Origin of the sequence: Labedaea rhizosphaerae, assembly GCF_004362825.1 — a bacterium.
GTDB lineage: Bacteria > Actinomycetota > Actinomycetes > Mycobacteriales > Pseudonocardiaceae > Labedaea > Labedaea rhizosphaerae.
The window spans coordinates 868,580-894,101 of the sequence record NZ_SNXZ01000003.1 but is presented as its reverse complement, the minus strand read 5'-3'; the positions used below and the strand labels follow the sequence as shown (position 1 = coordinate 894,101).

Genomic DNA, 25,522 nt, shown 5'->3' with positions numbered 1-25,522 from the left:
AGTTTCGTGACTATCACCTACATTAGGTGACTGCTGTTGACTGCGATCGCACGGCCTCTTATTTGTTGACGAACCGAACCTATATCTTTGGCGATATGACTAGCACGATGAATCTGATCTTGTGCTTGTTGTCGCTCGTTCAGTGACCACAATGCAATACCAAGGTCGATGCGGAGAGCCGCCTCGGCACGGCTGAATGTCGGATCGAGGCTACTGAGCGCGTTCGTTAGCGTGTCTATCGCATTGGTATCACCGAGGCGGGAAAGAGCGTGGCCTCGCCAGCGTTGAAGATGTACCCCGTCAAGGAATAGGAATGGTAGCGTGACATTGGTCGGGTCGGCCGGCCGTAGATGCTCGGCCCGATCGAAGGATCGAAGAGCCGCGTCACGGTTGTTGGTGTTTGCCAAGCCTTCACCATGAGCGGCGGCAAGCCATGCTCGGAGAACGGCCGGAGCGGTTCGTTTGACCATGCTGCGGGCTGCGGCGAGCTGATCAATCGCGGCATTTGGCTCGGCAAGATCCGTCAGGATCGACGCTTGTTGCGCCATGGCGTGAGCGTAAAGGTTGGGCGACTCAGCCTCGTTTGCGGCTTGCTTGGCACGTTCATGGTGTTCCCACGCATCGGTGAGCTGGTATCGGTCGAGAGCTTCCCAGCCAGCCAACGCGTTGAGTTCAGCTAGCAAGGTGGCTAGAGCGATTCGGACATTTGGGGTGAGGCTGTGGGTGTGGAGCTGATGGATTTGATTGATCTTGGCGCAGACTTCGTCGTAGGCGACGATGGCGCCCATCTGGCGGTCCAGACGCCGCAGGGCGTCGAGCTGTTGGCGTAGGAGGTCGATTACTGCCATGTCGACGTGGCGGGCGGCGTTCAGACGCTGGCGGAGTTCCAGAGCCGTGTGATCGTCGGTCTCGGGGCTCGGTGGGCGGAGGAGATCGGCCACGGGGACGCCGAAGATTCGTTCCAGGAGGCCCGCGGTGGCCGGGCGGGGCTTGCCGAGTGGGCCGCCGTCAGGGCGGCGGCCGGCGGCCAGGCGGAGTAGGTGGCGGAGGCTGAGGGTGCCCGGCAGGTGGTTGCGGCGGGCGAACCCCTCGGCGAACTCGGTGAACTCTTCGTAGGTCTCGCCGCGCTCGGTTCGGATCAGGTGCTCCAGGAGCGTCCTGGCCGCAGGTTGTTGCTCCAGTGGCATTGCCTTCCCCTCACGTGTGTCACCCCAATGGCATGCGCTTGTCATTCTGCCGAACAAGTGCCGACTGAAGACTGATTTCAGTCTTACACGGTACGTGTCTCGTGGCGCGTCGCGGGCGCGCGCGTGATGGGAAGCAGGAGGGCAACATGACGAACGTCGACCGAACGGGGTGGGGACCGCTCGAATCGTTGGCGACCGGCCGGCCGATCATCCCGACCGGCGGAATCTCGGTAGCCGACAGCCAGTTGATGAGCGAGTTGAGCCTGGTCAACTACGAGATCGCCCAGTACATCCTCGACTACTGCAAGGCCGACGACTACCGAACCGGAGGGTTCTCGGTCGAGCAGGAGTGGTCGCTCGCGCATCTCGTCTCAGCGGCTGCTGACGCGATCGAAGCGCGGGCGCGGCGGCGGGAAGCCGAGGGTGATGGCCGTGGGTAACCGTAGGGCTGATCGGTACGTGTCGCGGGCTCTGGGTGAGGAGTTGCGGCGTCGCCGTGAGGCGCGGGGGTGGTCGCGCGCTCGGCTCGTCGCTTGCCTGCCTTCGGGCATCAAGGGGCGCACCCTCTTGTCCTACGAGGACGGCACGCGGCAGCTCACCGTGGTCCGGCTGCTTGAGCTGTGCCGCTGCCTCGACGTGCCCGCGCCGGTTCTGCTGACTGACGCCCTTCGCAATGCACGGATGGAGCGGTCGTGACGGCCGCCATCGTGGCGCCGTACATCACGGCGTGGACCGAGGAGCAGGAGCTGCCGTACGCGCTCATCGAGCACTCGCGCGGGATCGGCTACGCGGACGAGACGATCGGCGACCGGGACAGTCATGGCGTGCTGTGGGCACGGACGCCACTCCGCCTCCGGCATGGGCGACCCGAGTTCGGGCGCATCCATCCTCAGCGGCAGCGGCGAGCCATGTCGCGGCTCCTCTGCCAGGTGTGTGCCGGTCCGGCCGGCCGGAACGAGGACGGCGTGCTGTGGATTCTCAGGGACTACCGTGATGACTGGCCCTCGTGGCCGAATCGCATGGGCGTCACCGAGCCGCCGATCTGCGCTCCGTGCGCTCGGCTGTCGGCGAAGCTGTGCCCGGCGCTGCGCCGCGGCGCCGTGGTGGTCCGCGTCGGGTCGTGTCCGGTCGTCGGGGTTCGCGGGATGCTCTACCGCAGTGGCGGCGGTCGACCGGTTCCGGTCGGGCCGACAACGGTCGCCTTCGACGACCCGGCAGTGTCGTGGGTTCGCGCGACGAACCTCATCCGCGAACTGGGCGACTGCGTGATCATCCCGTTCGAGGACCTGCCGTAGCGGGACGGCATCCGGGCGCCTCTCTTCAGGGGCGTTCCGACCCCACAAGTGGACGGCTGGGACGGCACTTTGCGGTGCCGTCCCAGCCGTCCCTTTTGTTGTCTGCCCAGCTCAGGGCGCATATCGTGCCGTCCCCGCTGCTGGGACGCCTCCATCACCTGCCGTCCCGGCTCATCGCGGCTCGGATGTCGGCTGTTCGGAACCCGCGGACCCGTCGTGCTTCGCCGTCGTCGCCGGTGATCCGGTCTCGTGTCGACGAGCAGCCGAGGTCCGCCATAGCTCTGCCGAACGCGTTCGGCTCGACGTCCAGCGCGTCCACCAGTTCGGCGGTCGGTACGAACTCGCGGTCGTCGAGGTCGTCGCCGAGGTACGCCACCACCGACGCCAACGGTTCCGGCAGGACCGGTCCGCGGACCTCCTGCACTGAGCCGATCGACAGGACGGGCGTGGCTGGCGGCAGGTCGTGCCCGGCCGCGTGACCGGTCAGCGTTCCGGCTGCCTCCCGTAGCGCTCGGCCTCGGCCGCACAGCTCGCGCCAGTCCTCGTTCGGCATGTAGTACGTGCGCACCGTCAAGGCCAGCACGTCCGCGCCTGCCTGCGCCTCGCCGTCAGGGCGCAGGATGCCCACACCCTTGTGCGACGCGAGCAGCCGCGAACTGTCGTAGCCGCGGGTGTTCATCTGCTCGCCGAGGACGATGTTGGAGTCCCGCCAGTCCATGACCCGCAGCGCGAACCGCGAGCCGAGGACCGCGCGCAGGCCCGACGGAATCGTCTTCGAGTCCGGCCGCTGCGTGGCCAGCACGAGCACGATCCCGGCGGCCGGCCCCTTCTTGGCGAGCCACGTCAGCAGCTCGCCGATGTAGTCGCCGGCCGCCAAGCGCTTGCCTTCGACCTCGATCGGCGTCCGGTCCTCCAAGGGAACCTGTACCTCGTCGATGAACACCGCCGTGATCGGCATGTTCAGCGACTTGTCCCGCGACATGGCAGGGGTGACCTTGGATTCCGGGCATACCGTGTCGTCCAGCTCGCGCATGCGCCGGTATCGCCCCTGGACCTCGGCGACAAGCTCGGCGAGCCAGCCGACCAGGGTGACCACGTGTTCCGCCTCGTCGCCGGACATGAACCGGTGCGCGACCTTTCCTGCCGCATCCCAATCCTTGCCTGCCTTGAAGTCCGCGACGTAGAGCCGGGTGTGCGGGTCGAGGATCAGACCGGCCGCGGCGAGCCGGGCCGCAAACGTCTTGCCCTGCCTGGGGATTGCGCCGACGAGCAGCGACGTCCAGACCAGCGGCAGGTCGACCTTGCGGTCTCGCGCGTCGCGTCCGAACGGCACCGGACGCCACGCGTCCCAGCGTTGCGCGGCAAGCAACGGTGTCCGCAACGGAGGCTTGGCGTACGGATCGGAGTCCGCGACCCACATGGACACCCGCCCGGCGTGGCCGCCGTTCCCGCGTACACGCTCGGCAATGAGCTGCACCTCGTCGACAGCGAGCGCGGACGCCAGCGCTTCCCGGTTCTTGATGACGTCCGCGGCCTTGCGGGTCGCGGGCAGGTCGACGGTGATCGCCCAACCGTCGCCGACCCGGGTTGCCCGCTCGACCAGACGCAGCAGCTCGTCCTTGCCGATCAGCTTCGCGTCCCGGAACGCGTCGACCAGGACTTGCGGGTCCATGGTCCATGACAACGACCGCGGGCCTGCCAGCACAGCCTTGCGGCCGGGTGCGCCGTCGCGGCGACGGCCGAGGATCGCGAGCCCAAGAGAAGTGACACCAGCCGTGATCCACAAACCTCGGTGGCCGTACACCAGAGCCACGAGCGCCACCGCGACGGCGGACGCCACCATGACAGCCCCGGTCACCTTCCAACGGAACAAGGTCAGCGCGCGGATCTCCGTGAACTTGTCCGCCAACTTCTCCGACGACTCAGCGGCCTCGCGGAAGTCCCGCACCGTCACCCATCGACGCCACCACCGCGCGGCCGCGAGCAGTCCGCGGCACACCGCGAGCAGGTACCGCCACGGTGAACGGAGGACCGCAGCAGCGGCGTCTTTCGCGGCCTGCCGCGCTTGCCGGCGGTCCTTGAGCCACATCGGAACGCGGGGCGATCGCAGCCACCACGACGCGAACCGGCCGAGCCTCGGCGAGGTGTACTGCGCCTCCGACTCGTCGACCAGTTCACCGTCGTACACGGGACCGACATCCACGACTTCGTTCGATTCGGTGCCGTTCATGAACGCACCTCCTCGGCGAGCGCGGCGGCGACGCGCGAGGACAGGCCGCGCGAGCACTTGGTGACCTCGCGAACCCACGCGGGCGTCACCTTCGTGCCCGGCTTCCACGCGCGCCGAGCGTCCATGAGGTAGTCCGTGAACGATCGGCGTGGGCGCGGGCGTTCATGAACGGCCTCGGCGAACGCGGCGTTCACGGCCTCCGTGAGCTTGTCGCGCAGATCGGTCACGGCCTCGGCTGCCACGAACACGACGAGCGGCGGTACGGAGTGCAGCACGATCCTGGCCGGCGAACCGGCCGCGTAGGACGCCCAAGTGTTCATGAGATACGTCGCCGCGAGCGTGAGCCACTTCGCCCGGCGCACCCACACTCCGGTGCGCACCTGGTATCTCGCGGTCACCTGCTCGGCGCGAAGGATCGCCAGCAACACGACGGACACCGTGGGATCGAGCAGCCATGCCGCCAGCCAAGGTAGCGACCAGGCCGCCGTGCCGGCCGCGGCGAACGTCTGAACATTGGTCATCGTGAACGCCAAGCCGAGCACGATGCCGGTCCAGCACAAGCGGTCCACCTGGGACCGCACGCGCTCGACCTGAAGCGCGATCACGTCCGGGTCGGTCTGGTACGCGCGCAACTCCGCTGCCTCTGCTGCCTCACGGGCAAGACGCTGGGCGGGGGCGGGTGGCCGCCGCGTGGCGGCCACCCTGGTCCTCCTCTCGTTCATCGCCGACCCCTCCTGCGTGGACTGTCCACAGTGGTCACCGTGAGCGCGCGAGTGAGCGCGTGCGCTGCGAACAACGCCGGAAGTCCAAGCGCCGTAAGCAACAGCCACTTGTTCTCCGGGTGCAGGATCACGATCCACTGCACGCCCACGATCAGCCCGGCCGTGAACAGCACGCGCCCGGCAAGCGACAGCAGCCGTGCGCCGTTCCTAGCTGCCTCGGCCGCGGCCTTGGCTCGGCGTGCGCTCGCGCGCCAGACCCAGAGCAGGACCACCAGCACGCCGACCCCGGCGAGGAGCTGCGTCGGCGTCACGCTGATCTCGTTCACTGCTCCTCGCCTCCGTCCTCGTCGAGCGGCTCGGCGCGTTCGCCGCGCTGACGCCAGTGGGGGTAGAGGGCGCGGCGGTCACGCTCGTTGAGCGCGCCCCACACGCCGGTGGTGTGCTCGCCGGCCGTGCGCAGCTCGAGTTCCAGGCATTCGTCCTGGACCGGGCAGCGTGCGCACAGCCGGGCGGCCAATTCGCGGTCGATGCCGTCGTGGCCGGTCAGCTCGGGCGGGTCGCCGTCAGCGAACGCCCACACGCATTCGCCGTCCTTCATCACGACGTCGGCGAGCACGTCTCGCGGCACCCAGCGCAGACGGTCGAGCCGCCATGCGATGCCGACGAACCGCCAGTGATCATCCGAGGTCACCATGCGGCACCTCCGCGGAGGCGAGCGACCTCGCGGGCCGTGCGCTGCTCGGCGGCCATCGCGGCCGGGTCGACCCGGCCGCCGAACGCCTCGGCCTCGACGATCAGCTTGTGCAGCACCGCGGCCGGGATCACGTAGCGAGTGCGGACCTGGACGGCAGGGAACGCGTCTTCCCTGATCGCCCGGTAGAGGGTTGACGAGTCCACGCGCAGAATCCGCGCGGCCTCTCGGACTGTGTAGAACGCCGGGTCTCCGGCATTCGACAAGGGTGTGTTCATGGAAGATTCCTTGAGGTAAGTGGTGACAAAGTATTAATGAAGTGCCGATATCGGCACTAGTGAAGACACGTCTGGCCTAATCGCGGGCGAACCCGCACCCGCGAAATGGGGTGGTCCCGTTAAAGTCGATGTTCAGGCGGACCGCGGAGGAATACGTGTCGGAGGATTGGGCGGCGGTCGCGAAGGCGATCAACGAGCGCTTGACCGAGCTCGGGCTGAACCAGCGCGAGCTGGCCGAGCGGTCGAACATCGCGCTGTCCATCGTGCGCGAGCTCCGCGGCAACACCGTCCAGCGTCGACGCAGCGGCCGGACCCTTGAAGCGCTGTCCGTCGCGCTCGGCTGGCACCCGCGTCATCTGGCCGCCGTGCTGCTCGGACACAACCCGCCGGCCCCGGATGATCCAATCGATTACGGCGGCGACGGCGTGCCCGCGCGGCTGGCGGCCATCGAGGACCACTTGCGCGAGATCACCAAGCGTCTCGACGAGCTGACCGCGGCGATCGAGCGGTCCAACCGAGGGAAGTAGAGGCTTCCCGGTGGCGGCGTTTCGGCGTTCATTCATGCCTCAAGGAAACGGCGGATTCGTGCCGTTAAACAGCTGGCTGCGGTTAACCCGGTAGGAGATAACTCGAATTAACTCCGCAGGTCACAGCGGATATCCAGGGGGATGGTTCGATGCCTGCGACCAGGCTGCAAGAGGTGCGTCGCCAGCGCGCCTACTCCGCGAGTGCGGTCATCGAAATGATGCTCCGGCGTGCGGAGATGCTGGGTATTCCGGTGATGACTGCGAGCAGTCTGAAGACGAAGTTGTCGAGCTGGGAGAACGGCCGGACGGCGGTCAGTCCGACTTACCAGCGGTTGTTCCGGGACGTCTACGGGCTCACGAACGAGGAGCTGGGCTTCCCTGCCGAGCTGGACGACAGCGAGGTCGAGGAACTACGGTCGCGGCTCACCATCGCGCGCCCAGTCGATGACGGGACCGTCGAGCTGTTCCGACAGCAGGTCGAGAACGCGCGGCATGTCGACCGCAAGTTCGGCGGCATTGCCGTGCTCGACGAGCTGCGGAGTCAGATCGCGCAGATCGAGCGGCTGCTCGACTACAGCACCACGCGCGGGCAGCGCCAGGCGCTGGCCGGCGTTCTGACCGAGGCGTCCGCGTTGGCCGGGTGGGAGGCGTTGGACCGCAACGCGATTCGGCAGGCGTGGGATCACCACGAGAAGGCCAAGGCTGGGGCGCGCGAGGCCGGATCATCGGTACTGCTGGCGCATGCCACCGCACAGCAGGCGTTCATCCTGATCGACATCGGTGAGATGGAGGCGGCGGTCGGGCAGCTCGGGGAGGCGCGGACGGCTGGGGCTTCGGCGCCTCGGCTGCTGCGGGCGTGGCTCGCCGCAGCACATGGCGAGGGTCTTGCCGCGGTTGGCCGCCGTGCCGAGGCGTTGCGGGCCTTCGACGAGGCTGACGCGCTGCTGCCGAACGATCCCGTGGACCCGGCGCTGCCGTTCTTGTTCCTCGGGCCGGGGCACCTCGACCGCTGGCGTGGGCATGCGCTGAGCAAGCTCGGCGAGTCCGACGCGATCGACCAGCTCGGCGATGCGCTCCCGCGGTTGCCGCAGGAGTTCATGCGGGCGCGAACGTCGCTGCTGGTCGATCTCGCGAACGCCTATGCCGCGACGGGGGATCGCGACGCCACGTTGGCCTATGCACGGCAGGCCAAGCGGTTGGCGTCGCAGATCAAGTCGGACCGGCAGCTACGCAGGCTCAATGGGGTCGTCCTGCCCACCGGTCGTTCCGCGCGTCGCTAGGTAGAGCAGCAGGGGGACAAGGGCGCCGGCGCCGAGGATCTGCTTGCGCTGGACGAACTCCATGATGCGACTGAGCGGCACCCACTCCAGGCGACCGACCTCTTCCGTGTCGGTGGGCTCGCCGACCTTCTCGGCTTGCCGCCAGAGGTAGACATCGGTGTCCGCCGTGACCTGGCCGGGGAGTGGCTCGAAGCTGACGAGGTGCTCGGGCTCGCCGACTGGGCGGTAGCCGGTCTCCTCCTCGACCTCGCGGCGGGCGGTGTCGGCGGGGTGTTCGCCCTCCTCGACGAGGCCACCGAGGAGTTCGTAGCCCCACTGGTCGGTGGGGAAGCGGTAGCGCCAGAGCATGAGGACGCGGTCTCTGTTGTCCACGACCAGGCCGATGGCGATCTTGGCCAGGTGGACTACGTGGTAGTCCCAGCGTTCGCCGTTGGGGGCCTGTACGTCGGCTAGGCCGAGCTTGACCCACTGGTTGTCGTAGATCAGCCGCTCGCCGTACGTCTTCCACGCTCCGTGTTCCTCAGCCACGACGGCAGCCTACGGCCGTATGGGCGTGCCTCCGCTCAGCAGGGGTCTACGTGGTCAAAAACATGACAGTTTTGCTACTTGCCTTCGTTGGATTCGTCCAATCGAGTTGAGCGTGGACAATATCAGTAACGGCGGCCATCTCCGGTCGACATCAAGATTGATTCTCCCAGCCCGCCGATCCTCATGTTCCGCGGAGGCTTGATGATCTACCTAGGTCAGTCGGGGCCATCTGACGCGGTTCAAGACTACGGAACAATCGCGGGACTCTACTCGCAGTTGGCGGGAGTACTAGCTGGCTTTGCTTTTGTTGGGATTATAGCGCTGGTTACTACGCCTCCCAAGTCCGCAAGCGGCAAAGTGGTAGTCTTTAGTTTTGCCCCGCTGATAGCCTCATTTATTGGACTTATTGCCACCAGTTTGGACTACGCTATCGTTGCAGGGGAAGGTGAACACAACGCTAGGGGTGCTTCGCTTGAGACGGTTGCAGGTGTGGGGTTTTGCGTAGCGGGAAACATGCTCTTCTATTCAATATTGGTTTTGCTGCGTGCCACGACGCCTGACCGTGGCTCAAAGAAGGTCTTGCGGATCACGACGTCGGTGATACGGTCGAGTATTGTGTTTGGGATTTCCCCATTGGTCATCTTTCTTTTATATGGTGGCGCCGCCGACCAAGAGGTTCATAGGTATGGTCGCGCGGCCGGGTTTCACACTGTCGACTTTGTTGCATATGCGCTGGTGATAGTGACGTTCGCCGTGGGGGCTGCGGCCACGTGGCGTGCCCGGAAGGCTCTCATCCGGCGTAAGGTCCGCCAAAAGATGATATTGATCTTGTCGATCAGCACCATCGTTACGTCAATGACTTGCGTTGCCGGAACCTCTGCAACCATGATCTTTACCGGTGAAGACTCGTTGGAGCCGGAGTTTGTCACGTTAGTTCAGTTTGGCGTGCTTGCAATCGTGACGTGGGGAATCTCGCTGTCATCCGCGAACCTGCGCGTTTAGTCGAAGGTCTTATTCCGTTTGGGCATTCGCGAGGCGAGGATCTCTGCGGCCTTGCGATCTGATGCTGCTACCCAGGCCGCATAGACGCGGAGGGTCGTTGCGCCGCCGCCACCATGACCTAGGCGGCCCGCGACGGTGCGGAGGTCTACGCCTGCGGATAGGAGTTCGGTGGCTGAGTAGTGGCGTAGGGCGTGGAAGTGGGTCTTCACGCCTTCGCGGGCGGCCATGTCCTTGTATCGCTGGGTGATGGCGTTCGGCGGGTAGGGCTTGGAGTGGTCGGGCGCCTGAGTGCTGCTGAAGACGAACAGGTCGTCGGAGAAGTCGAGTTCGGCTTTGGCGCGACGTGCCTTGACCCGCTCGCGTTGTTCCTTGAGGAGGACGAGGGTTTCCGTGTCGAGGGCGATGCGGCGGCTCTGGTGGGTCTTGGTGTCCTTCTCCTTGCCGTTGACCCAGTTCTTGCGGAGGTCGATCACGCCTTCGTCGAAGTCGATTCGCGAGAAGCGCAGGGCGCACAGCTCGCCGCGGCGAATGCCGGTGGTCATGACGAGCCAGACCAACACGCCCCAGTCTTCGTCGAGCTTGAACGCGGCTTCGGCGAGTTTGGCGGCCTCGGCCGGGGTCGGCGGGTCAGGCTCCGGTGGCTTGGGGCGCGGACGCCGGGCGATTTGAGCTGGGTTTGAGTCGATCCAGTCCCAGCGGACCGCAGCCGACAGAGTGCCGCTGATGATGGAGTGGATTTGGCGGACGGTCGACTTCGCCAGCGGCTTGCAGACGTGTTCCTTGCAGCCTGCTTTGGCGCAGTCGTGTTCCTCTTCCGTCTTGTGCTCGATGAAGGGCTTGCGGTCGCAGCGCTTTCGGCAGCGGCGCAGCTCGGCGTAGAAGCCTTCGAGCGTGCGAGCGTCGATCTTGCGGACCGCCACCTTGCCGAGCGCGGGACGGATGTAGCGCTCGATGTAGTTCACGTAGCCGTCGCGGGTGCTGTCGACTACTTCGCTGGTCTTCATCCACTCGTCGACGGCGTGTGCGAACGGGACCGTTGAGGCCACGGTGCGCTGCTTGATGACTTGGGCGCGGAACTCCGTCAGCTTGTTCTCGGCCTTGCGCCAGGACGCGTCAGACGTGCCGGGGATGGTCGCGCGTAGGTAGACCTGCCGGTTGGTCACCGGGTCGTTGCCGGCGAAGACGCGGACGCGCAAGGAGCCAGCGCGCTCTTCGATGTTGCCCTTCGGGCGACTAGCAGAGCGTGACGAAGCCATGACTCCATGATACTCATGCCCAAACTCATGCCCAAGGGTCAAAGTTACCCATGCAAGAGTTGATATATGAGCTGGTCAGTTGCGGTGGGGCCGAGGGGAGTCGAACCCCCACTGGCTGGAACCTAAATCCAGTGCCTCTGCCAATTGGGCTACAGCCCCGCACCTCCCACCCTAGCGATCCCGGCGTGGCCTGCGCGGCGGCCCTCGACCGTGTGATCTACCGTTGGCCACCTGCGACAGTTCGAGGAGGACGACAGGTGGCCCGGGACCCAGACACCATCCAGCGCGAGATCGAGCAAGCGCGGGACGCGCTCGCCGTCACGCTGGACCAGCTCGGCACCAAAGCGAGCCCGCAGCGCCTCGTCGAGAACGCCAAGGCGGGGGTGCGCTCGAAGTTCGATGACCCCAAGGTCAAGTACGCGCTGATCGGCGTGGGCGTACTCGTCGGGGTTCTGGTGGTTCGCAAGCTGTTCCGCTAGGCCGGCGGGGCGGGCTGGGCCTCCTTGGCCTGGTCCGCCTCCTTCTCCTTCTTCTTCGGCGGCGACGGGACCGGCTTGGGCGAAGGCTTCTCCGGAGACGTCGCCTGCGCCGGGACCTTCTCGGCCGGGGCCAGGCGGGCGTTCAGGTACGCCGTCGTGAATTCCAGGGCGTCACCATTGAGCAGGTGCACCACTGTGGGGTGTTCGACGCCTGGCACCAGCTTCTCAACCAGCTGGTCCGCCCGGTCCCGCGCCGCGATCAGGCCCGGCGCCTGCCCGGTCAGCGACTTCTCGCCGGTGCTGACCTTGATCGTCCAATCATCGCCGTCGCGTTCGTATTCGGCCTGGATGGGGTCCATGGTGCTCCTGCCCCTCGGTGGTCACGCACTCACTTGAAGCGACGCCCCTGCAACCGCTTCATGACGCAGCTAACCCGCTCACTTCGGATCCCGCACGCCGTATGAGTCAGCCAGTCCCGCCATCCCGGCCCAGATCACATTCATCAGGTACTCCGCGGTGGCCTCCGGCGTGCTGTCCTCGCGCTGCACGTGCCACAACGCCACCCGCTCGCACGCCCCCACGAGCGTCTCCGCGAGCACCTCCAACTGCCGCTGCGGCACCTCCGGCGTGAAAGCCGAGATCAGCGTCGCGTTCAGCTGGCTCTGCTCGTTCCGGATGGCCTCGACCTCGGCCATCGCGCCGGTGCCGGCCAGCGCTGTCTCGTTGCGCAGCAGCTCCCACGACCTGCGGTGCTCGTCCACGAACCGGAAGAACGCCGTCATCGCCCGGCGCAACGCCTCCTCGGCGGTCGCCGCGCCCACCACGGCCCGCGAGGACGCCTCGAACAGCTCGCCCCGCGCCTGGCGCAACGTCGCGAGCAGCAGGCCCTCCTTGGACCCGAAGTACTCGTAGATCATCGGTTTGGACACGCCGACGCGCTCGGCGATGTCGTCCACCGACGTGTTCAGGTAGCCGCGCGCGGCGAAGATCTCCTCGGCCACGGCGAGCATCTGCCGCTCACGCTCTGCTCGTGGCATGCGCTTGCGACGGGGTTCCGCTGAGGTCACCACCAAACTCTACCGCAAGTAACCTACTCGTAGTAAGGTACAGGCCATGAGCAAGCGCGAGTTCCACACCGTGGTGGTCGGCACCGGTTTCTCCGGGCTCGGCATGGCCATCCAGCTCAAGCGCGACGGCCGCGACGACTTCGTGGTCCTGGAGAAGGCGGACGACGTCGGGGGCACCTGGCGCGACAACACCTACCCGGGTTGCGCCTGCGACATCCAGTCGCACATGTACTCCTTCTCCTTCGACCAGAACCCCAAGTGGTCGCGGTCCTACGCCTCCCAGCCGGAGATCTGGGCCTACATGCGCGAGGTCGCCGACCGCTACGACCTGCGCAAGCACATCGACTTCGGCGTCGAGGTCAGCGGCGCGCGCTGGGACGAGGACACCCACCGCTGGTACGTCCAGACCTCGCGGGGCGAGTACGTCTGCCAGTACTTCGTGGCCGGCATCGGGGCGCTGCACATCCCGTCGATCCCGGAGATCCCCGGCATCGAGAAGTTCCAGGGCACGACGTTCCACTCGGCGAACTGGAACCACGACTTCGACCTGACCGGCAAGAAGGTCGCCGTGGTCGGCACCGGGGCGAGCGCGATCCAGTTCGTGCCGCGGATCGCGCCGCAGGTCGCCGAGCTCACGCTCTTCCAGCGCACGCCGCCGTGGGTCATGCCCAAGCCCGACCACGCGATGCCCGACTGGACCAAGCGGCTCTTCGCCGCGGTCCCGCCCGCGCTCAACGCCTACCGCGCGCTGCTGTACTGGATCAACGAGGTGCGCGCGGTCGGCTTCAACGGCCACCAGGGCATCCTGAAGTTCGCCTCCAAGCTGGCCGCGGCGAACATCAAGCGCGCGGTCAAGGACCCCGAGCTGGTGCGCAAGCTGACCCCCGACTACGTCATGGGTTGCAAGCGCGTGCTGATCTCCAACGACTACTACCCGACGTTCAACCGGGACAACGTCCACCTCAACACCGACGGGCTGACCGAGGTCCGCGAGCACAGCGTGGTCGACGGCAACGGCGTCGAGCACGAGGTCGACGCGATCATCTACGGCACCGGCTTCCACGTGACCGACGCCTTCGACTACCTCAACGTCACCGGGCGCGACGGGCGCGACCTGGCCAAGGAGTGGCAGTCCCACGGCATCTCGACCTACTACGGGATCGCGGTCAACGGCTTCCCGAACCTGTTCTTCCTGCTCGGCCCGAACACCGGCCTGGGGCACAACTCCGTGGTGTTCATGATCGAGGCCCAGATCCGCTACATCTCCGATGCGATGCGCCTTGCCGACAAGCACGGCGCCGACGCGGTCGAGGTGCGGCCCGGCGTCCAGCAGCGGTTCAACGCGGAGATCCTGGGCCAGCTGGAGAAGGGCGTCTGGACGCAGGGTGGCTGCACGAGCTGGTACCTGGACTCCCAAGGCGTGAACCGGACGATCTGGCCCGGGTTCACCTGGCGGTACTGGCTGCAGACCCGCAAGGTCGATCCGGCCGCCTACGAGCTGAGCGCGCGCGCTGCTTAGGCGCCGCCGAGGTTGCGCAGGCGGGCGATGAGGTCGACGAGTTCGATCCCGCTGAGCTCGGCCATGCGCTCCAGGGCGGCGATGTCCAGGTTCACCTCGGACGAGCTGTCCGGGTCGTTCAGCCGGCCCAGCGCCCACCGGCGCAACGGCAGCAGTTCGGGCTGGGTGTCCCGTACGACGGCACGCAGGTCGACCCGCAGCCGGCCGCTTTCCTCGCCGGCGAACACGCGTTCGTGCACGCGCGCGAGCAGTTCGTGGGGCTGCTCGCCGAGCGCGAGGCACAGCTCGACCAGCCGGATCACCGAGATCTGCCGGGTGCCCAGCTCGTAGGTCGCCAGCGTCTGCAGCGAGATGTCGCTCTGCAGGCGGTCGTTGAGCTCCTTGCGGGTCCAGCCGCGTTGCTTGCGCAGGCGCCGGATCTCGTCGCCGAGAACGCGTTGGTAGCTCACCACGTCGATGTGCACGGCTGGGAGAGCGACGAACGGGCGACTTATTACGCGGGTATGCGCAAGGTTGCTCCGTTCGGGTGACGGACGATCAGTTCACGCAGGGTGCTCCGTTCGAACCCACCTTGGGAGCGGCTTGTGGGGCAAGGCGCAGCAGACCACTCGGACCCAACTGCTGCGGCGGCCCGGGGTGGAAGTCCCCGCCGAGGACGACGCGCACGTGCCCGGGGCTCAGCGAGTCGTCGGACTTGTAGATGGTGATGTCGCCGCCCATCGCCTTCGACACCGCCTGCGCGTTGGTCTTCTCGCCGGGGGCGTAGTCGATCTCCGACGTGGTCTGGTGCTGCGGCGCGTTGCCGGTCGACGGCACCTTGAAGCCCTGCTGGGCCAGCTGGTCGCCCATCTGTTTGGCCAGGCCGTGGGTGGACGACGCGTTCTGCACGGTCACGCTCACCGACCCGGGGTCGCCGCCGGAACTGCTGCTCGACGGCGAGGCCGACGACGAGGAGGAGCCGGTCGTCGCAGGCGTGATGATCCCCGAGTAGAAGCTGCGCACCGCTTCCGGATCCACCTCGACCGCGCTGCCGTCGCTGGGCGTCGGCAGGTCCGGCCGGACGGTCGGGATGGTCTTGAACTGCAGGTTGCCGCCGGTGACCCCGGCCATCTGCTGGGCGAAGCTGAACACGTCCCAGCCCCTGCTGAGCACGACGTTGGTGCGCACGGCCTCCTTGAGCGCCTTGATCTTGCCGGGGCTGGTCAGCGTGCCGCTCGACAACACCTTGTGCGCCATGCCGGCCATGAACACCTGCTGGCGCACGACCCGGTCGAGGTCGCCGTTGGGCAGCCCGTGGCGCTGCCGGACGAAGGCCAGCGCCCGCGCGCCCTGGACGGTCTGCGCGCCGGCGCCGAAGCGCGCGCCGGAGTAGCGGTCGTTCACGGCCTTGTTCAGGCAGACGTCGATGCCGCCGACCGCGTTGCTGATGTCGTAGAAGCCGAGCAGGTTCACCTCGGCGTAGTGCTCGATCTCCGCGCCGGTCAGCTGCTCGATGGTGTCGATCAGCTCCACCGCGCCCGCGGCGTTGGAGTCGACCTCGAGCTTCGAGCCGGTCTCGCCCTTGCTGCGCAGTTCGTTGGCCTTCGCGATCTTCGCCCGCGCGTACGCCGAGTTGATCTTGTGCTGGCCGAATCCGGGGATGTCGACGTAGGAGTCGCGCGGGATCGACACGCCGGTGGCCGCCCGGCCGTCGTTCGGGATGCGGATCAGGATCAGGGTGTCGGTGTTGAGCTGGCCGTCGCTCACGCCCGCGTTCAGCATGGCGAGCTTGTCCTGCGGGAGCGGCTTGCCCTGCGCGTCGGTGCGGGCGTCGATGCCGACCAGCAGGATGTCGATCGCGCCGTCCTTGCCGGTCTCGGTGGGGCCTTCGCCGATGTCGACCGTGGTCACGCCGTCGTTGATGTCGGAGACCTGGGTCCAGTAGAACCCGGTGACGGCGAGGACGGCCACGGAGATCAGCGCCATCAGCGTGCGGCCGCCGATCAGCGCGCCCTTGGCCCCCGACGACGAGCGCGGCGGCGGCCCGGATCGACGCGGGGCGGGCCGGCGTGCGACAGGTGGGCGCGATGGGTGGGAGCCGCGGTCGCGTGGCGGCGGGGGACGGTACCCCTGGGGTCGTCCCGCCGAGCCTGCTCGGTCACGCCCCGGTGCGGGCCTGCCGTATCGGCCCGCGGGGTCGTTCGACCGCGGCGGCCGGTACTCCACGCTGTTCCTCCCGACTGATGCAATGCCCCCGACACAGGATCAGACGCCCGGGCAGCGCCGTGGGTTGTGCACAGGGTGGCACATACCGCTCGACGCCTTGTTCACCCGGCCGCCTCGGCGCCCCACGCGAGCGGCTCACGGGCCGCTTGCACGAGCGTGACCAGGGCACACACCAGGGCGACGGCCATGGTGGCGCCGTGCACGGCCGTCACGGCGATGCCGGACGTGGCGATCATCGGTGGCCAGCAGGCCACGGCCGTGAGCAGCCACGGACCCGGCCGCGAGCCGGTGCCGATCCGCACCGTGTGCACCAGGTACCAACCCAGGAGCAGGTGGATGAGGTTGGTCATCGGGTCCAGCGGCAGCCCGAAGAGCACCGGGGTCTGGTCGACGCCGGTGAGGCTGGTCACGGCGAACCCGAGCACGCCCAGCGCGCCGTACCCGACGCCGAGGCTGGCCGCGATGCCGTCGGTCAGCGAGCCCGGCCGCGGCACCGGCATGGTCAGCGGGCGGTGCCGCTCGAACCACAGGAACACCACGATCGTCGGCACCAGGACCAGCAACACCGCGAACCACGTCTGCGGGCGCAGCAGCCAGGCCGCGGCGATCGCGGGACCACCCGACACCCGGATCGCGCCGATCACGCCCGCGACCACCAGCACCGCGCACAGGTACAGCAGGTATGCGGTCATCGGCGCGGTCCGCACGGCGCCGAGCATCCGGGCCAGCCGCGGCCCGGGCTTCGGCGCCCCGCCGTGGTAGGTCAGGACGATGCCGAGCTGCACGAGCCCGAGCAGCATCACCCCGGCGATCGACGGCGCCAGCACCGCGCTCTCGGTCGGCTCGGCGATCAGCATCTTCGGGTGACCGCCGGCCGTGGTCAACGCGATCAGCCCGCCGAGCGCGAGCACCGCGACGGCCGCTCCGGCCCACCGCGGCAAGGCACGCAGCCGCCCGTCGGCGTAGAGCATGGCCAGCTGCTGGAACAGCAGGGCGAGCACGACGCCGGACACCTCGCCCGCCACCGCGGTGCGTCCGATGGTGCCGACCACGACCGCCACGATGACGACGACGGCGGTCAACGTCAGCGGCAGGCGCCGGTGCACGGCGTCCAGCAACGGCGTGAGCGCCACCGCGATCAGGTACAGCCCGAGCAGCCACAACGGCTGGATCACCAGGCGCCCGACCGCGTTGACCGCGGCCGACGGGACGTCGAGGAGCTCGAGCGCGAGCGGCACGAGCAGCCACGCGGTCACGAAGGCGAGCACCGGCCGGATCAGCCAGCACACCCGCCCGGCCAGGTACGCGCCGAACCCGCCACCTTGTGCGCGGGTCGCCCGCCACGCCAGCAGGTTCGCGTGCCCGCCCGCGAAGAAGAACAGCGGCGCGAGCTGGAAGAGCCAGGTCAGCGGCCACACCCAGGACGGCTCGCCCGGACCCCAGTGCACCAGCGCGAGCACCGATTCGCCGAGCACGATCGCGCCCAGGCTCGCCACCCGCAACGCCGACATCGGGCTGGCCGGGGCCGGGTCGTGCCGGTGCGCGGTCAGCTCGACGGTGCCGCGCTTGCGCCGCGAGCGCGGCTGGGCCAGCCCCGGCACCCGCACGGCCAGCAGCAGCCCGATCACCAGCAGGCCCAGCGCCCACGACCCGAACGGATCGCCGCGCGGCGGGCCCCAGCGCTGGTGCCAGGAGTTCACGACGAGACCGGCCGAGTAGATCGACGCGACCACCCGGCACGTGCCCGCCGAGTTCTGCGGGTCGATGTCGCACATGTGGTGCATGTCGTAGGACAGCCGGTTGTCCAGGTCGCGGCGGATCTGCGGCGCGAGCGGCTCGCCCTTGGCCGCCGCGTAGCGCAGCAGGTCGTAGCCGAGGTCGTGGGCCTTGCAGCTGACGCCGTAGTTCCACTTGGTGTTGTCGTCGCCCCACGGCGTCGAGCAGCCGCCGTCGGTGTGCACCGACCGGACCGTGCCGTCAGGGGCGAGCATGTGCCCGGGCACGACGTGGCTGACCGCGGTGAAGTCGGGCGGCAGGTCGGCGACCGCGTCGCGCCCGGGTGCGCCGGGGTGCAGCAGGTCGTCGATGGCCTGGGCCGCGGCCGCGACGTCGGGGGAGAGCTGCCGGTCGTCCGGGGGCGCCGCGGGCCTGGAGGCCACCACGCCGAACGCCAGCACCGCGAGGATCACCACGAACGCCCAGAGCAGCCTGGGCAACCGGGACAGCGGGCCGTGCCCGGCCCAGTCCGGCCGGGGCGACCGCCGTGCCGGACCCGGAACCGTGGCTGGAACGCGCATCCCAGCCAGGCTACAGTCCCGCCTCCCCGGGTTTTCCGAGCCCGGTTGCCGGGCGTTGTCGGCCGCGGGTGGCGGGGTTTTCCGCGGTTGAGCTGCGTCTCGTTCCCCTTGGGTGCGGCTGACAGCCCACGCGTTTCGGCGTTCCGCCTCGATCACCGCCGGCGCCGCCTGGGCCAGCTCGCGCTCGGCCCAAAATTCGGGGTGGCGGTACAGCCGCTTGGTACCTACGGGGTAGTCGCCCGTGCTGGCGTTCGGCGCACTGTCACGGCCGCTCGCCGAGCGTGCTCACCGGGGTGGTCACCGCTCCCCAAGACTTGGCATCGGGGCAGGTCTCAAGGGGAGGGCAGGTGGAACCCATGCTGGACGGCAAAGTGGTCGTGGTGACCGGGGCAGGCCGGGGACTCGGCGAGGCCTATGCGCGCCACGCCGGGCGTGCGGGCGCGGCGGTGGTGGTCAACGACATCGACGTGGACATGGCCGAGCAGGTCGCCGTGGCGATCCGCGAGGAAGGCGGCGCCGCGCGGGTCAGCGGGCACGACGTGGCCGACCCGGCGCAGGCGCAGGCATTGATCGACGGGTGCGTCGAGGAGTACGGCCGGGTCGACGGGCTGGTGAACAACGCGGGCCTGAACAACGACGCGCTGCCGTGGGACGAGGACCCCGAGCAGGTCCGCAGGATGGTCGAGGTGAACGTGCTCGGTGTGATCTACCCGGGCGTCGCGGCCATCAAGGCGATGCGGGCCACCGGCGGTGGGTCGATCGTGAACATCTCATCGGGAGCGTCTCTGGGCCAGCGCTCACTCGGTACGTACTCCGCGACAAAGGGTGCGGTGGCCTCGCTGACGTATTCGTGGGCGCTGGACCTCGAGGAGGCCGGCATCCGGGTCAACGGCGTCTGCCCGCTGGCCCACACGCGCATGGTGCGGGCGTCCGCGCGGGCCGCACGCAACTGCCCGCCGGAGCGCACCCCGTCGCTCATCGCGCCGCTGGTGCTGTTCCTGCTTTCGGACGCCGCCGCCGGCATCACCGGCCAGCTGGTCCGCTGCAACGGCCCCCAGCTGCACATCGTCGGGCAGCCCTACTTCAAGGAACCCATCCTCGAGCGGTCCTCGTGGGACGTCGAAGGCGTCACCCACGCGTTCACCGAGGTGTTCCGGGCTCACCTCGAGCCCTACGGGTTGGAGAAGCGGCAGCCCCCGTTGCTGCGGAAGTGGCTCTCCCCGGTGCGCAGCGCTTAGGCCGAACATCCGAATGGCCCCCGCCGTTCGGATGGAATGAGACTGTATTTTAGGCCATTCGGCCGCTGCGATTGGTAGTCGATTCGCTACCCTGGGCTGTGTCCGGTCAATCGGCGGATCCTGGTGAAAAACCAGTATCTCCGGGGGTCACGGATCCGAGATGTGAGACGATGTAGGGGTAGAGCGCGACGTGGGCCGGGGTCCGTTGTCGCCGCGGGAGGGGGTGCGATGGTCACCGCTAAGCGGTTCGTTCATCGCACGTCTCCCCAGGTAGCAGCTGGTCCGGCGGACACTGCGCGCCGGCAGGATGATGAGAAGGTGGAGCTCACCAGTCGCGGTTCCGCATCGACCGCACCTCCTCGAGAAGACCGCGCGAGCGAGGCCGAGTCCCTCGCGCCATCCCATGATCCAAACGAATCCGAAGCCACGTCAAGTGTGACCGACCCGGGAGGCAGTGAACACCCCGGGGGCTCAATTGTGCAAAGGAAGTTTCAATTTCGCACGTGGGGCCTCTGGTCGCTGCCCAAGCCGGCGCTGGCCTACCTGCTGTCCATCGAGGCCCTGGTCGTCCTGGCCACCGGCGTGCTCGCCTCGATCGCGCGCACGCCCGGGCTCGCTGACCTGCGGGATCTCGGTCTGCTGATGGCGTGTGCCGCGGTGCACGTGTGGTTCTCGAGGCGAGCCGAGGAGAGCCGGCGCGACAACAGCGCCGGTCCCCACGTGGACACCACGGTCGTGTGGACCTTCCCCGCCGGGATCCTGCTGCCGCCGCTGTACGCCGTACTGCTCGTGCTCTGGTTGCGCGTGCTGATGTACCCCATCCGCCGCCGCCCCCTATACCGCTACGTCTTCGGTAGCGCCGAGGTCGTGCTGAGCGTCCTGGTGACGTCGCTGGTGGTGGGGCTGGGCACGCCGTCGTGGGACCTCACGGCGTCGTCGAACCAGGCGGTCGCGGTCACCGCGATCGGCGCTGTCGCGTACTTCCTGATCGGCGCCATCGTGATCGCCGGTGTGATCGGCCTGACCGCGCCGAAGGCCACGCTGTCGATGATGATCGGCTCGCGGTCGGACAACCTGCTGCTCGGCTTGATGCTCTGCCTCGCCGCCGTGGTGACCCTGGCCGCGTCGTGGGCGTGGCTCGCGCCGCTGCTGGTGGTGCCGTTGCTGTGCACCGGCGACTGGGCGATCCGCCAGATCGAACGGCTGCGGGGCGACGCCCGCACCGACCCGAAGACGGACCTGCTGAACTCGCGCGGCTGGAACGAGCAGGCCGGGCGCGAGATCGCCCGCGTGCGTCGCCAGGGTGCGGGCGGCAAGCTCGCCGTGGCGATCCTCGACCTGGACTTCTTCAAGCACGTGAACGACACGTGGGGCCACCCCGCCGGGGACGCCGTGCTGCGCACGGTGGCCGAGGTGCTGGGCACCCACGTCCGCGAAGGCGACGTCATCGGCCGCTTCGGCGGTGAGGAGTTCGTCCTGCTGTTCCCGGACACCGACATCACCAACGCGGTGATGGTGGCCGAGCGCGTGCGTCTGGGCATCTCCGCGATGAGCGTGGCGGCGACCGACAAGCGCGGCCAGCCGGTGATCATCGACCACCGCACGGCGTCGATCGGCGTGGCCGGCTACGAGGACTGGATGGGTGAGCCGGACCTCGAGGTCCTGCTCCAGCGCGCCGACGCGGCCGTCTACGAGGCCAAGAACGGCGGCCGCGACCAGGTCCGCGCCGCCGAAGACTTCACCACCGCCTAACCCTCCAGGCGTGTTGCTGGGTTGGTCTGCCGACCTCGAGGGCTGTTGGTTTGCACTGCCTTGAATGTCGCATTCGGGACGCCCAACGCCCCGAATGCGACATTCATGGCATTCAGCAGGAGGACTTGTAGAAGTACTGCGACTTCGAGTCCATGTCGTCCTTGGTGATGGCGACCAGCGGTGCGTCGATGGTGCGCTGCACCGGTTTGCCCTCCACCGCGGCCACGGCCTGATCCACGCCCTGCTTGCCGATTCCCGCCGGGTCCTGGGCGATCAACGCCTGGAAGTCGCCGGACTTCAACCCGTCCACCTCCGACGGGCTGGCGTCGAAGCCGACCAGCTTCACCTTCCCGATCTTCCCGGCGTTGTGCAGGCCGGTCGCCGCACCTTCACCGGTGTTCAGGTTGGTGGCGAAGACGCCCACCAGGTCCGGTGTGGACGACAACGCCGCCGTCACCTTCGAGGCGGCCTGGTCGGGCTCGTTCTGGGTGAACTGCACGCCGACCGACTTCAGGTTCGGGTACTTCGCCAGCTCGTCGGTGAAGCCCTTGGCCCGCGCGTTCGTCGTGGAGGTGCCGGCGATGGTGTCGAGCACCAGCACGGAACCCTTCTGCCCCTTCAACAATCCGGCCAGCGTGTCCGCTGCGAGCTTGCCGCCCTCGGCGTTGTTCGACGAGATGCTCGACTGGGCCACCGACTTGTCCTGCAACGCCGTGTCCACCTCGATGATCTTCACGCCCATGTTCTTCAACGTCGTCATCGGCGTGGCCATGGCGACGTCGTCGGTCGGCGCGATCAGCAGGGCGGCGGGTTTGTTGGCCCCCAAGGCGTTCACGATCGGCGTCTGCAGCGACGCGTCGAACTTCTGCGGTGCCTGCGTGTCCAGTTTGTACCCGAGCTTCGCCGCCTCCTGCTGGGCACCGCACTGCATCGAGATGTAGAACGGCTCGTTCTGCACGCCCGGCACCAGCACGAGGTTCTTGTTGCCTGGCGCGGGACCGGCAGAACCGCCAGGGGTCTGGCCGACTTGCCCGCCGCCGCACGCCGCGAGCAGGGCCACGGCCGCGCCGGCGGCGGCGACCGCCAGGATCGGTCGATGGGTCATCAGATCACTCCTCACCTGTTGCGCGAGCGGCGACGCTGCTGGTCGAACCAGACCGCAGCGATCAGCACGGCACCGACCGCGATCATCTGCCAGAAGTCCTGCACGTGGATGATGTTGAAGCCCTTCTTCAGCACGGCCGGGATGAAGACCCCGATCACCGTGCCGAGCACCGTCCCGACGCCGCCGAACAGGCTCGTGCCGCCCATCACGACCGCCGCGATCGCGTTGAGGTTGTCCGTCGAGTGCGCCGAGATGGTCGTGGATCCGAAGTACGCCAACGACATGAAGCCCGCGACCCCGGCCAGCGCGCCGGTGAGCGTGTAGATCGACGTCAGGTGCCGGGTCACGCCGATGCCCGACCGGCGCGCCGCCTCGGCGTTCGAGCCGACCGCGAACGTGTGCCGGCCGAACACCGTGGTGTGCAGCAGCCACGCGCCGATCAACGTGAGCACGACGGCGACGATCACCAGGTTCGGCACGTACCCGAACGACGTCCCGTAGCCGATCGTCGTGCGCATGGTGCTGGGCAGCGTGCGGATGTCCGAGCCGTTGTTCAGCAGGCTGGCCGCGCCCAGCGCCGCGCCGAGCGTGCCCAGCGTGACGATCAGGGGCGGGATCTTCGCGGCCGCGATCAACAGTCCATTGAGGATGCCCCACGCGGTGCCGGCGACGATGGCCACGACGAGTCCGAAGAGGATCACGCCCCAGCCCGCGTTCGTGGAAGACCCGCCGGACACCCATTCCATGGCCTTGGCCGACACCATGCCGGAGAAGATCAGCACCGAACCGACCGACAGGTCGATGCCGCCGGTGATGATCACGAACGTCATCCCGACCGAGAGCACGAGCAGCACGGCGGTCTCGATCAGCAGCGTCTGCACGGTGAACAAGGTCAGGAACGCCGTGGGCTCCAGCACGCCGAACACCACGCACAACGCGATCAGCACGAGCCCGATCCAGAACGTGTTCGCCCCGAGCAGCCGCGCCCCGAGGGTCGGCTTCTCGATCGCGCCGCCGTTGACCACCTCTTCCTCCGCCGTCACCGCGTCTCCTCCTGGGTCAGCGCCCCGGTCATCGCGCCGACCAGGTCCGCCAGCGTCGCCTCGGCCGCGGTGAACCGGGCGACCCGGCGGCCCAGGCGCAGCACCTCGACCCGGTCGGCCACCGCGAGCACCTCGGGCATGTTGTGGCTGATCAGCACCACGGCCATGCCCTCGTCGCGGACCCGGCGGATCACGTCGAGCACGCGTTCGCGTTGCACCACACCGAGGGCCGCGGTCGGTTCGTCCATGAACACGACCTTGCTGGCCCACACCACCGACCGGGCGACCGCGACGCTTTGCCGCTGGCCGCCGGAAAGCGAGCCGATCGGCACGTCGATGCGTTGCAGCGTCACGCCGAGCCGCGCGAACTCCGCCGTGGCACGCCGTCGCATCTCGGCCTTGTCCAGCATCCCGAGCTTGCCGAGCAGCCCGGACCGCCGAACTTCCCGGCCCAGGAACAGGTTCGCGGCCGGATCGAGCTCCGGAGCCACGGCGAGGTCCTGGTAGACGGTCTCGATGCCCAGGCGCCGAGCGGCGACCGGCGACTCGAGACGGATCGGCGCACCCTCGAACAGGATCTGGCCACTGTCGGGTTGCTCGACACCGGACAGGCATTTGACCAAAGTGGACTTCCCGGCGCCGTTGTCCCCGATGAGCGCGACGACTTCGCCCGCGTTGACGGTGAAGTCCGCGCCGCGCAAGGCCTCCACCGAGCCGTAGTGCTTCACGAGCTCATGTGCTTCGAGAACAGGCATTGGCCTCCTGTCGTGGTTCAGGGTGGCGGGGTCTCCCCGGAGCCGCGCGGGACCAACCGCACGGGCAGGGTTTGCCGCTTGGGCGCCGAAGTGTCGCCGTCGAGGCGGGCCATCAGCAGGTTCGCGGCCGCGCTGCCCAACGCGTCCGCGTCGTGCGCGACCACGGTGACCGGCGGGTCGAGCAGGTCGGCGAGTTCGAAGTCGTCGAAGCCGACGAGGGCTGGACGGCGTGGCAGGCCGGCGATCGCGCGCACCACGTTCACCGTGATCCGGTTGTTGCCGCTGACCAGCGCGGTCGCCCCGGTCGGTCCGAGGACGAACTCGCGCACGATCGCGGTGATGCCCTCCTGGGTGTGCGGGCCCATCGCGACCAGCCGCGGGTCGAACGGGATGCCCGCGTTCCCGCAGCCCTCGCGGAAACCACGCAACCGCTCGCGTGCGGTGAAGATCTCCTCGGCGTCGCCGAGGAAGCCGATCTTGCGGTGGCCGTGGGCCGCGAGGTGGGTGACCGCGGCGGCCGCGCCGCCGATGTTGTCCACCAGCACGGTGTCGGCCACGATGTCACCCGCCGGCCGGTCCACGAACACGACCGGCGTGCCCGCCTGCATCTCCGGCACCAGGTAGCCGTGCCGCTCCCCGGCCGGGATCATGATCAGCCCATCGACCCGGCGGGCGCAGAACTCCAGGGTCAGCTCGCGCTCGCGGTCCTGGTCCTCGTCCGACGAGCCGGTCAGCACGTGCCGCCCGGTGGCGCGCGCGATCTCCTCCACGGCCCGGGTGAGCCCGGAGTAGAAGGGGTTCGCCACGTCCTCGAGGACGAGGCCGATGATCCCGCTGGACGAGCCGCGGCGCAGGTTGCGGGCGCCGAGGTTGCGCCGGAAGCCCAGCCGCTCGATCGCGGCGAGCACCTTCGCGGCGGTCTCCGTGTGCACGCTGGGCTCGTTGTTCACCACCCGCGACACGGTCTTGATGCTGACCCCGGCCAGCCGCGCGACATCGCTCATCGTCGCGCGGCGTGTGGGCGGCCGAGGCCCGTCGCTGGTGCTGGACATCGTTGTCATCGTGC

Annotated in this window: 27 protein-coding genes and 1 tRNA gene; 10 read left to right on the top strand and 18 right to left on the bottom strand. The window is 68.2% G+C overall.

Translation table 11 applies throughout. The annotated features are described in order from the left end of the window. Positions 1-17: 17 nt before the first annotated feature. A complete protein-coding gene (locus EV186_RS21400; RefSeq protein WP_133851071.1) occupies positions 18-1,187 on the bottom strand; it encodes an NsdA family TPR-like regulatory protein in 1,170 nt (389 codons plus the stop codon). A gap of 146 nt (positions 1,188-1,333) precedes the next feature. Here EV186_RS21400 and EV186_RS21395 point away from each other — a divergent pair, with 146 nt between their 5' ends. Genes EV186_RS21395 through EV186_RS21385 form a run of 3 tightly spaced genes read left to right on the top strand, consistent with a single transcriptional unit; the run spans position 1,334 to position 2,482 of the window. Then, a complete protein-coding gene (locus EV186_RS21395; protein ID WP_133851070.1) occupies positions 1,334-1,627 on the top strand; it encodes a hypothetical protein in 294 nt (97 codons plus the stop codon). Further along, positions 1,620-1,883: a hypothetical protein gene (locus tag EV186_RS21390; RefSeq protein ID WP_133851069.1), complete on the top strand. Its 264-nt coding sequence runs from the start codon at positions 1,620-1,622 to the stop codon at positions 1,881-1,883. Before EV186_RS21395 ends, EV186_RS21390 begins: the two co-directional genes overlap by 8 nt. After that, a complete protein-coding gene (locus EV186_RS21385) occupies positions 1,880-2,482 on the top strand; it encodes a hypothetical protein (protein ID WP_208115706.1) in 603 nt (200 codons plus the stop codon). The genes EV186_RS21390 and EV186_RS21385 overlap by 4 nt, the downstream gene beginning before the upstream one ends. A gap of 154 nt (positions 2,483-2,636) precedes the next feature. Here the strand turns inward: EV186_RS21385 and EV186_RS21380 are convergent, their stop codons facing one another. The 5 genes from EV186_RS21380 to EV186_RS21360 are packed head-to-tail and all read right to left on the bottom strand — an operon-like array spanning position 2,637 to position 6,403. Next, positions 2,637-4,712, bottom strand: coding sequence for a P-loop NTPase family protein (locus tag EV186_RS21380; RefSeq protein WP_133851068.1), 2,076 nt, complete (start codon positions 4,710-4,712; stop codon positions 2,637-2,639). After that, positions 4,709-5,434, bottom strand: a complete 726-nt coding sequence (locus tag EV186_RS21375) for a hypothetical protein (RefSeq protein ID WP_133851067.1) — start codon at positions 5,432-5,434, stop codon at positions 4,709-4,711. Before EV186_RS21375 ends, EV186_RS21380 begins: the two co-directional genes overlap by 4 nt. Beyond that, entirely contained in the window at positions 5,431-5,760 is a 330-nt protein-coding gene (locus tag EV186_RS21370) for a hypothetical protein (protein ID WP_133851066.1), read from the bottom strand. Before EV186_RS21370 ends, EV186_RS21375 begins: the two co-directional genes overlap by 4 nt. Then, positions 5,757-6,128, bottom strand: a complete 372-nt coding sequence (locus tag EV186_RS21365; protein WP_133851065.1) for a WhiB family transcriptional regulator — start codon at positions 6,126-6,128, stop codon at positions 5,757-5,759. Before EV186_RS21365 ends, EV186_RS21370 begins: the two co-directional genes overlap by 4 nt. After that, on the bottom strand, positions 6,122-6,403 hold the full coding sequence (locus tag EV186_RS21360; protein ID WP_133851064.1) for a helix-turn-helix domain-containing protein: 282 nt from the start codon (positions 6,401-6,403) through the stop codon (positions 6,122-6,124). The genes EV186_RS21365 and EV186_RS21360 overlap by 7 nt, the downstream gene beginning before the upstream one ends. 155 nt (positions 6,404-6,558) lie before the next feature. Between EV186_RS21360 and EV186_RS21355 the strand changes: the two genes are divergently transcribed. Both EV186_RS21355 and EV186_RS21350 read left to right on the top strand, forming a co-directional pair. Then, the gene (locus EV186_RS21355) at positions 6,559-6,930 is read left to right on the top strand and encodes a helix-turn-helix domain-containing protein (RefSeq protein ID WP_133851063.1); all 372 of its coding nucleotides are present in this window, start codon (positions 6,559-6,561) and stop codon (positions 6,928-6,930) included. 149 nt (positions 6,931-7,079) lie between these two features. After that, on the top strand, positions 7,080-8,210 hold the full coding sequence (locus EV186_RS21350) for an NsdA family TPR-like regulatory protein (RefSeq protein WP_133851062.1): 1,131 nt from the start codon (positions 7,080-7,082) through the stop codon (positions 8,208-8,210). Here the strand turns inward: EV186_RS21350 and EV186_RS21345 are convergent. Next, positions 8,157-8,738, bottom strand: coding sequence for an NUDIX hydrolase (locus tag EV186_RS21345; RefSeq protein ID WP_133851061.1), 582 nt, complete (start codon positions 8,736-8,738; stop codon positions 8,157-8,159). The two genes, EV186_RS21350 and EV186_RS21345, sit on opposite strands and share 54 nt — an antisense overlap. A 201-nt stretch (positions 8,739-8,939) precedes the next feature. On the opposite strand from EV186_RS21345, the gene EV186_RS21340 reads away from it, so the two are divergent. Then, a complete protein-coding gene (locus tag EV186_RS21340) occupies positions 8,940-9,740 on the top strand; it encodes a hypothetical protein (protein WP_133851060.1) in 801 nt (266 codons plus the stop codon). Here EV186_RS21340 and EV186_RS21335 read toward each other — a convergent pair. Together EV186_RS21335 and EV186_RS21330 are read right to left on the bottom strand one after the other, a co-directional pair. Next, entirely contained in the window at positions 9,737-10,996 is a 1,260-nt protein-coding gene (locus EV186_RS21335) for a tyrosine-type recombinase/integrase (RefSeq protein WP_133851059.1), read from the bottom strand. The two genes, EV186_RS21340 and EV186_RS21335, sit on opposite strands and share 4 nt — an antisense overlap. An 85-nt stretch (positions 10,997-11,081) precedes the next feature. Continuing rightward, positions 11,082-11,155 (bottom strand) — tRNA-Leu (locus EV186_RS21330). Between the two features lie 98 nt (positions 11,156-11,253). On the opposite strand from EV186_RS21330, the gene EV186_RS21325 reads away from it, so the two are divergent. Then, the gene (locus tag EV186_RS21325; RefSeq protein WP_133851058.1) at positions 11,254-11,475 is read left to right on the top strand and encodes a DUF3618 domain-containing protein; all 222 of its coding nucleotides are present in this window, start codon (positions 11,254-11,256) and stop codon (positions 11,473-11,475) included. Here the strand turns inward: EV186_RS21325 and EV186_RS21320 are convergent. Then, entirely contained in the window at positions 11,472-11,834 is a 363-nt protein-coding gene (locus EV186_RS21320) for a hypothetical protein (RefSeq protein ID WP_133851057.1), read from the bottom strand. The two genes, EV186_RS21325 and EV186_RS21320, sit on opposite strands and share 4 nt — an antisense overlap. Before the next feature lie 78 nt (positions 11,835-11,912). Then, entirely contained in the window at positions 11,913-12,542 is a 630-nt protein-coding gene (locus EV186_RS21315) for a TetR/AcrR family transcriptional regulator (RefSeq protein WP_341815269.1), read from the bottom strand. Positions 12,543-12,588: 46 nt separating this feature from the next. Between EV186_RS21315 and EV186_RS21310 the strand changes: the two genes are divergently transcribed. Next, the gene (locus EV186_RS21310) at positions 12,589-14,061 is read left to right on the top strand and encodes a flavin-containing monooxygenase (protein WP_133851055.1); all 1,473 of its coding nucleotides are present in this window, start codon (positions 12,589-12,591) and stop codon (positions 14,059-14,061) included. On the opposite strand, the gene EV186_RS21305 is transcribed toward EV186_RS21310, so the two are convergent. The 3 genes from EV186_RS21305 to EV186_RS21295 form a co-directional block, all read right to left on the bottom strand. Further along, entirely contained in the window at positions 14,058-14,525 is a 468-nt protein-coding gene (locus tag EV186_RS21305; protein ID WP_133851054.1) for a helix-turn-helix domain-containing protein, read from the bottom strand. The genes EV186_RS21310 and EV186_RS21305 overlap by 4 nt on opposite strands. Before the next feature lie 73 nt (positions 14,526-14,598). Next, positions 14,599-16,026, bottom strand: coding sequence for an LCP family protein (locus tag EV186_RS21300; protein WP_133851053.1), 1,428 nt, complete (start codon positions 16,024-16,026; stop codon positions 14,599-14,601). Between the two features lie 341 nt (positions 16,027-16,367). Further along, a complete protein-coding gene (locus tag EV186_RS21295; RefSeq protein ID WP_133851052.1) occupies positions 16,368-18,563 on the bottom strand; it encodes a phospholipase A2 in 2,196 nt (731 codons plus the stop codon). A gap of 356 nt (positions 18,564-18,919) precedes the next feature. Here EV186_RS21295 and EV186_RS21290 point away from each other — a divergent pair, with 356 nt between their 5' ends. After that, positions 18,920-19,801, top strand: a complete 882-nt coding sequence (locus tag EV186_RS21290) for an SDR family NAD(P)-dependent oxidoreductase (RefSeq protein WP_424983178.1) — start codon at positions 18,920-18,922, stop codon at positions 19,799-19,801. Positions 19,802-20,278: 477 nt separating this feature from the next. Continuing rightward, positions 20,279-21,553, top strand: a complete 1,275-nt coding sequence (locus EV186_RS21285) for a GGDEF domain-containing protein (protein WP_133851050.1) — start codon at positions 20,279-20,281, stop codon at positions 21,551-21,553. A gap of 112 nt (positions 21,554-21,665) precedes the next feature. Here the strand turns inward: EV186_RS21285 and EV186_RS21280 are convergent, their stop codons facing one another. The 4 genes from EV186_RS21280 to EV186_RS21265 are packed head-to-tail and all read right to left on the bottom strand — an operon-like array spanning position 21,666 to position 25,460. Next, positions 21,666-22,658: an ABC transporter substrate-binding protein gene (locus tag EV186_RS21280; RefSeq protein ID WP_133851049.1), complete on the bottom strand. Its 993-nt coding sequence runs from the start codon at positions 22,656-22,658 to the stop codon at positions 21,666-21,668. 11 nt (positions 22,659-22,669) lie between these two features. Further along, positions 22,670-23,701 (bottom strand): ABC transporter permease, encoded by a 1,032-nt coding sequence (locus tag EV186_RS21275; RefSeq protein ID WP_133851048.1) that lies wholly within the window; start codon positions 23,699-23,701, stop codon positions 22,670-22,672. Continuing rightward, positions 23,698-24,456 carry an ATP-binding cassette domain-containing protein gene (locus EV186_RS21270; protein ID WP_133851047.1) on the bottom strand — a complete coding sequence of 253 codons (759 nt, stop codon included), beginning with the start codon at positions 24,454-24,456 and terminating at the stop codon, positions 23,698-23,700. The genes EV186_RS21275 and EV186_RS21270 overlap by 4 nt, the downstream gene beginning before the upstream one ends. A gap of 17 nt (positions 24,457-24,473) precedes the next feature. Continuing rightward, on the bottom strand, positions 24,474-25,460 hold the full coding sequence (locus EV186_RS21265; protein WP_133851394.1) for a LacI family DNA-binding transcriptional regulator: 987 nt from the start codon (positions 25,458-25,460) through the stop codon (positions 24,474-24,476). Positions 25,461-25,522: the final 62 nt, after the last annotated feature.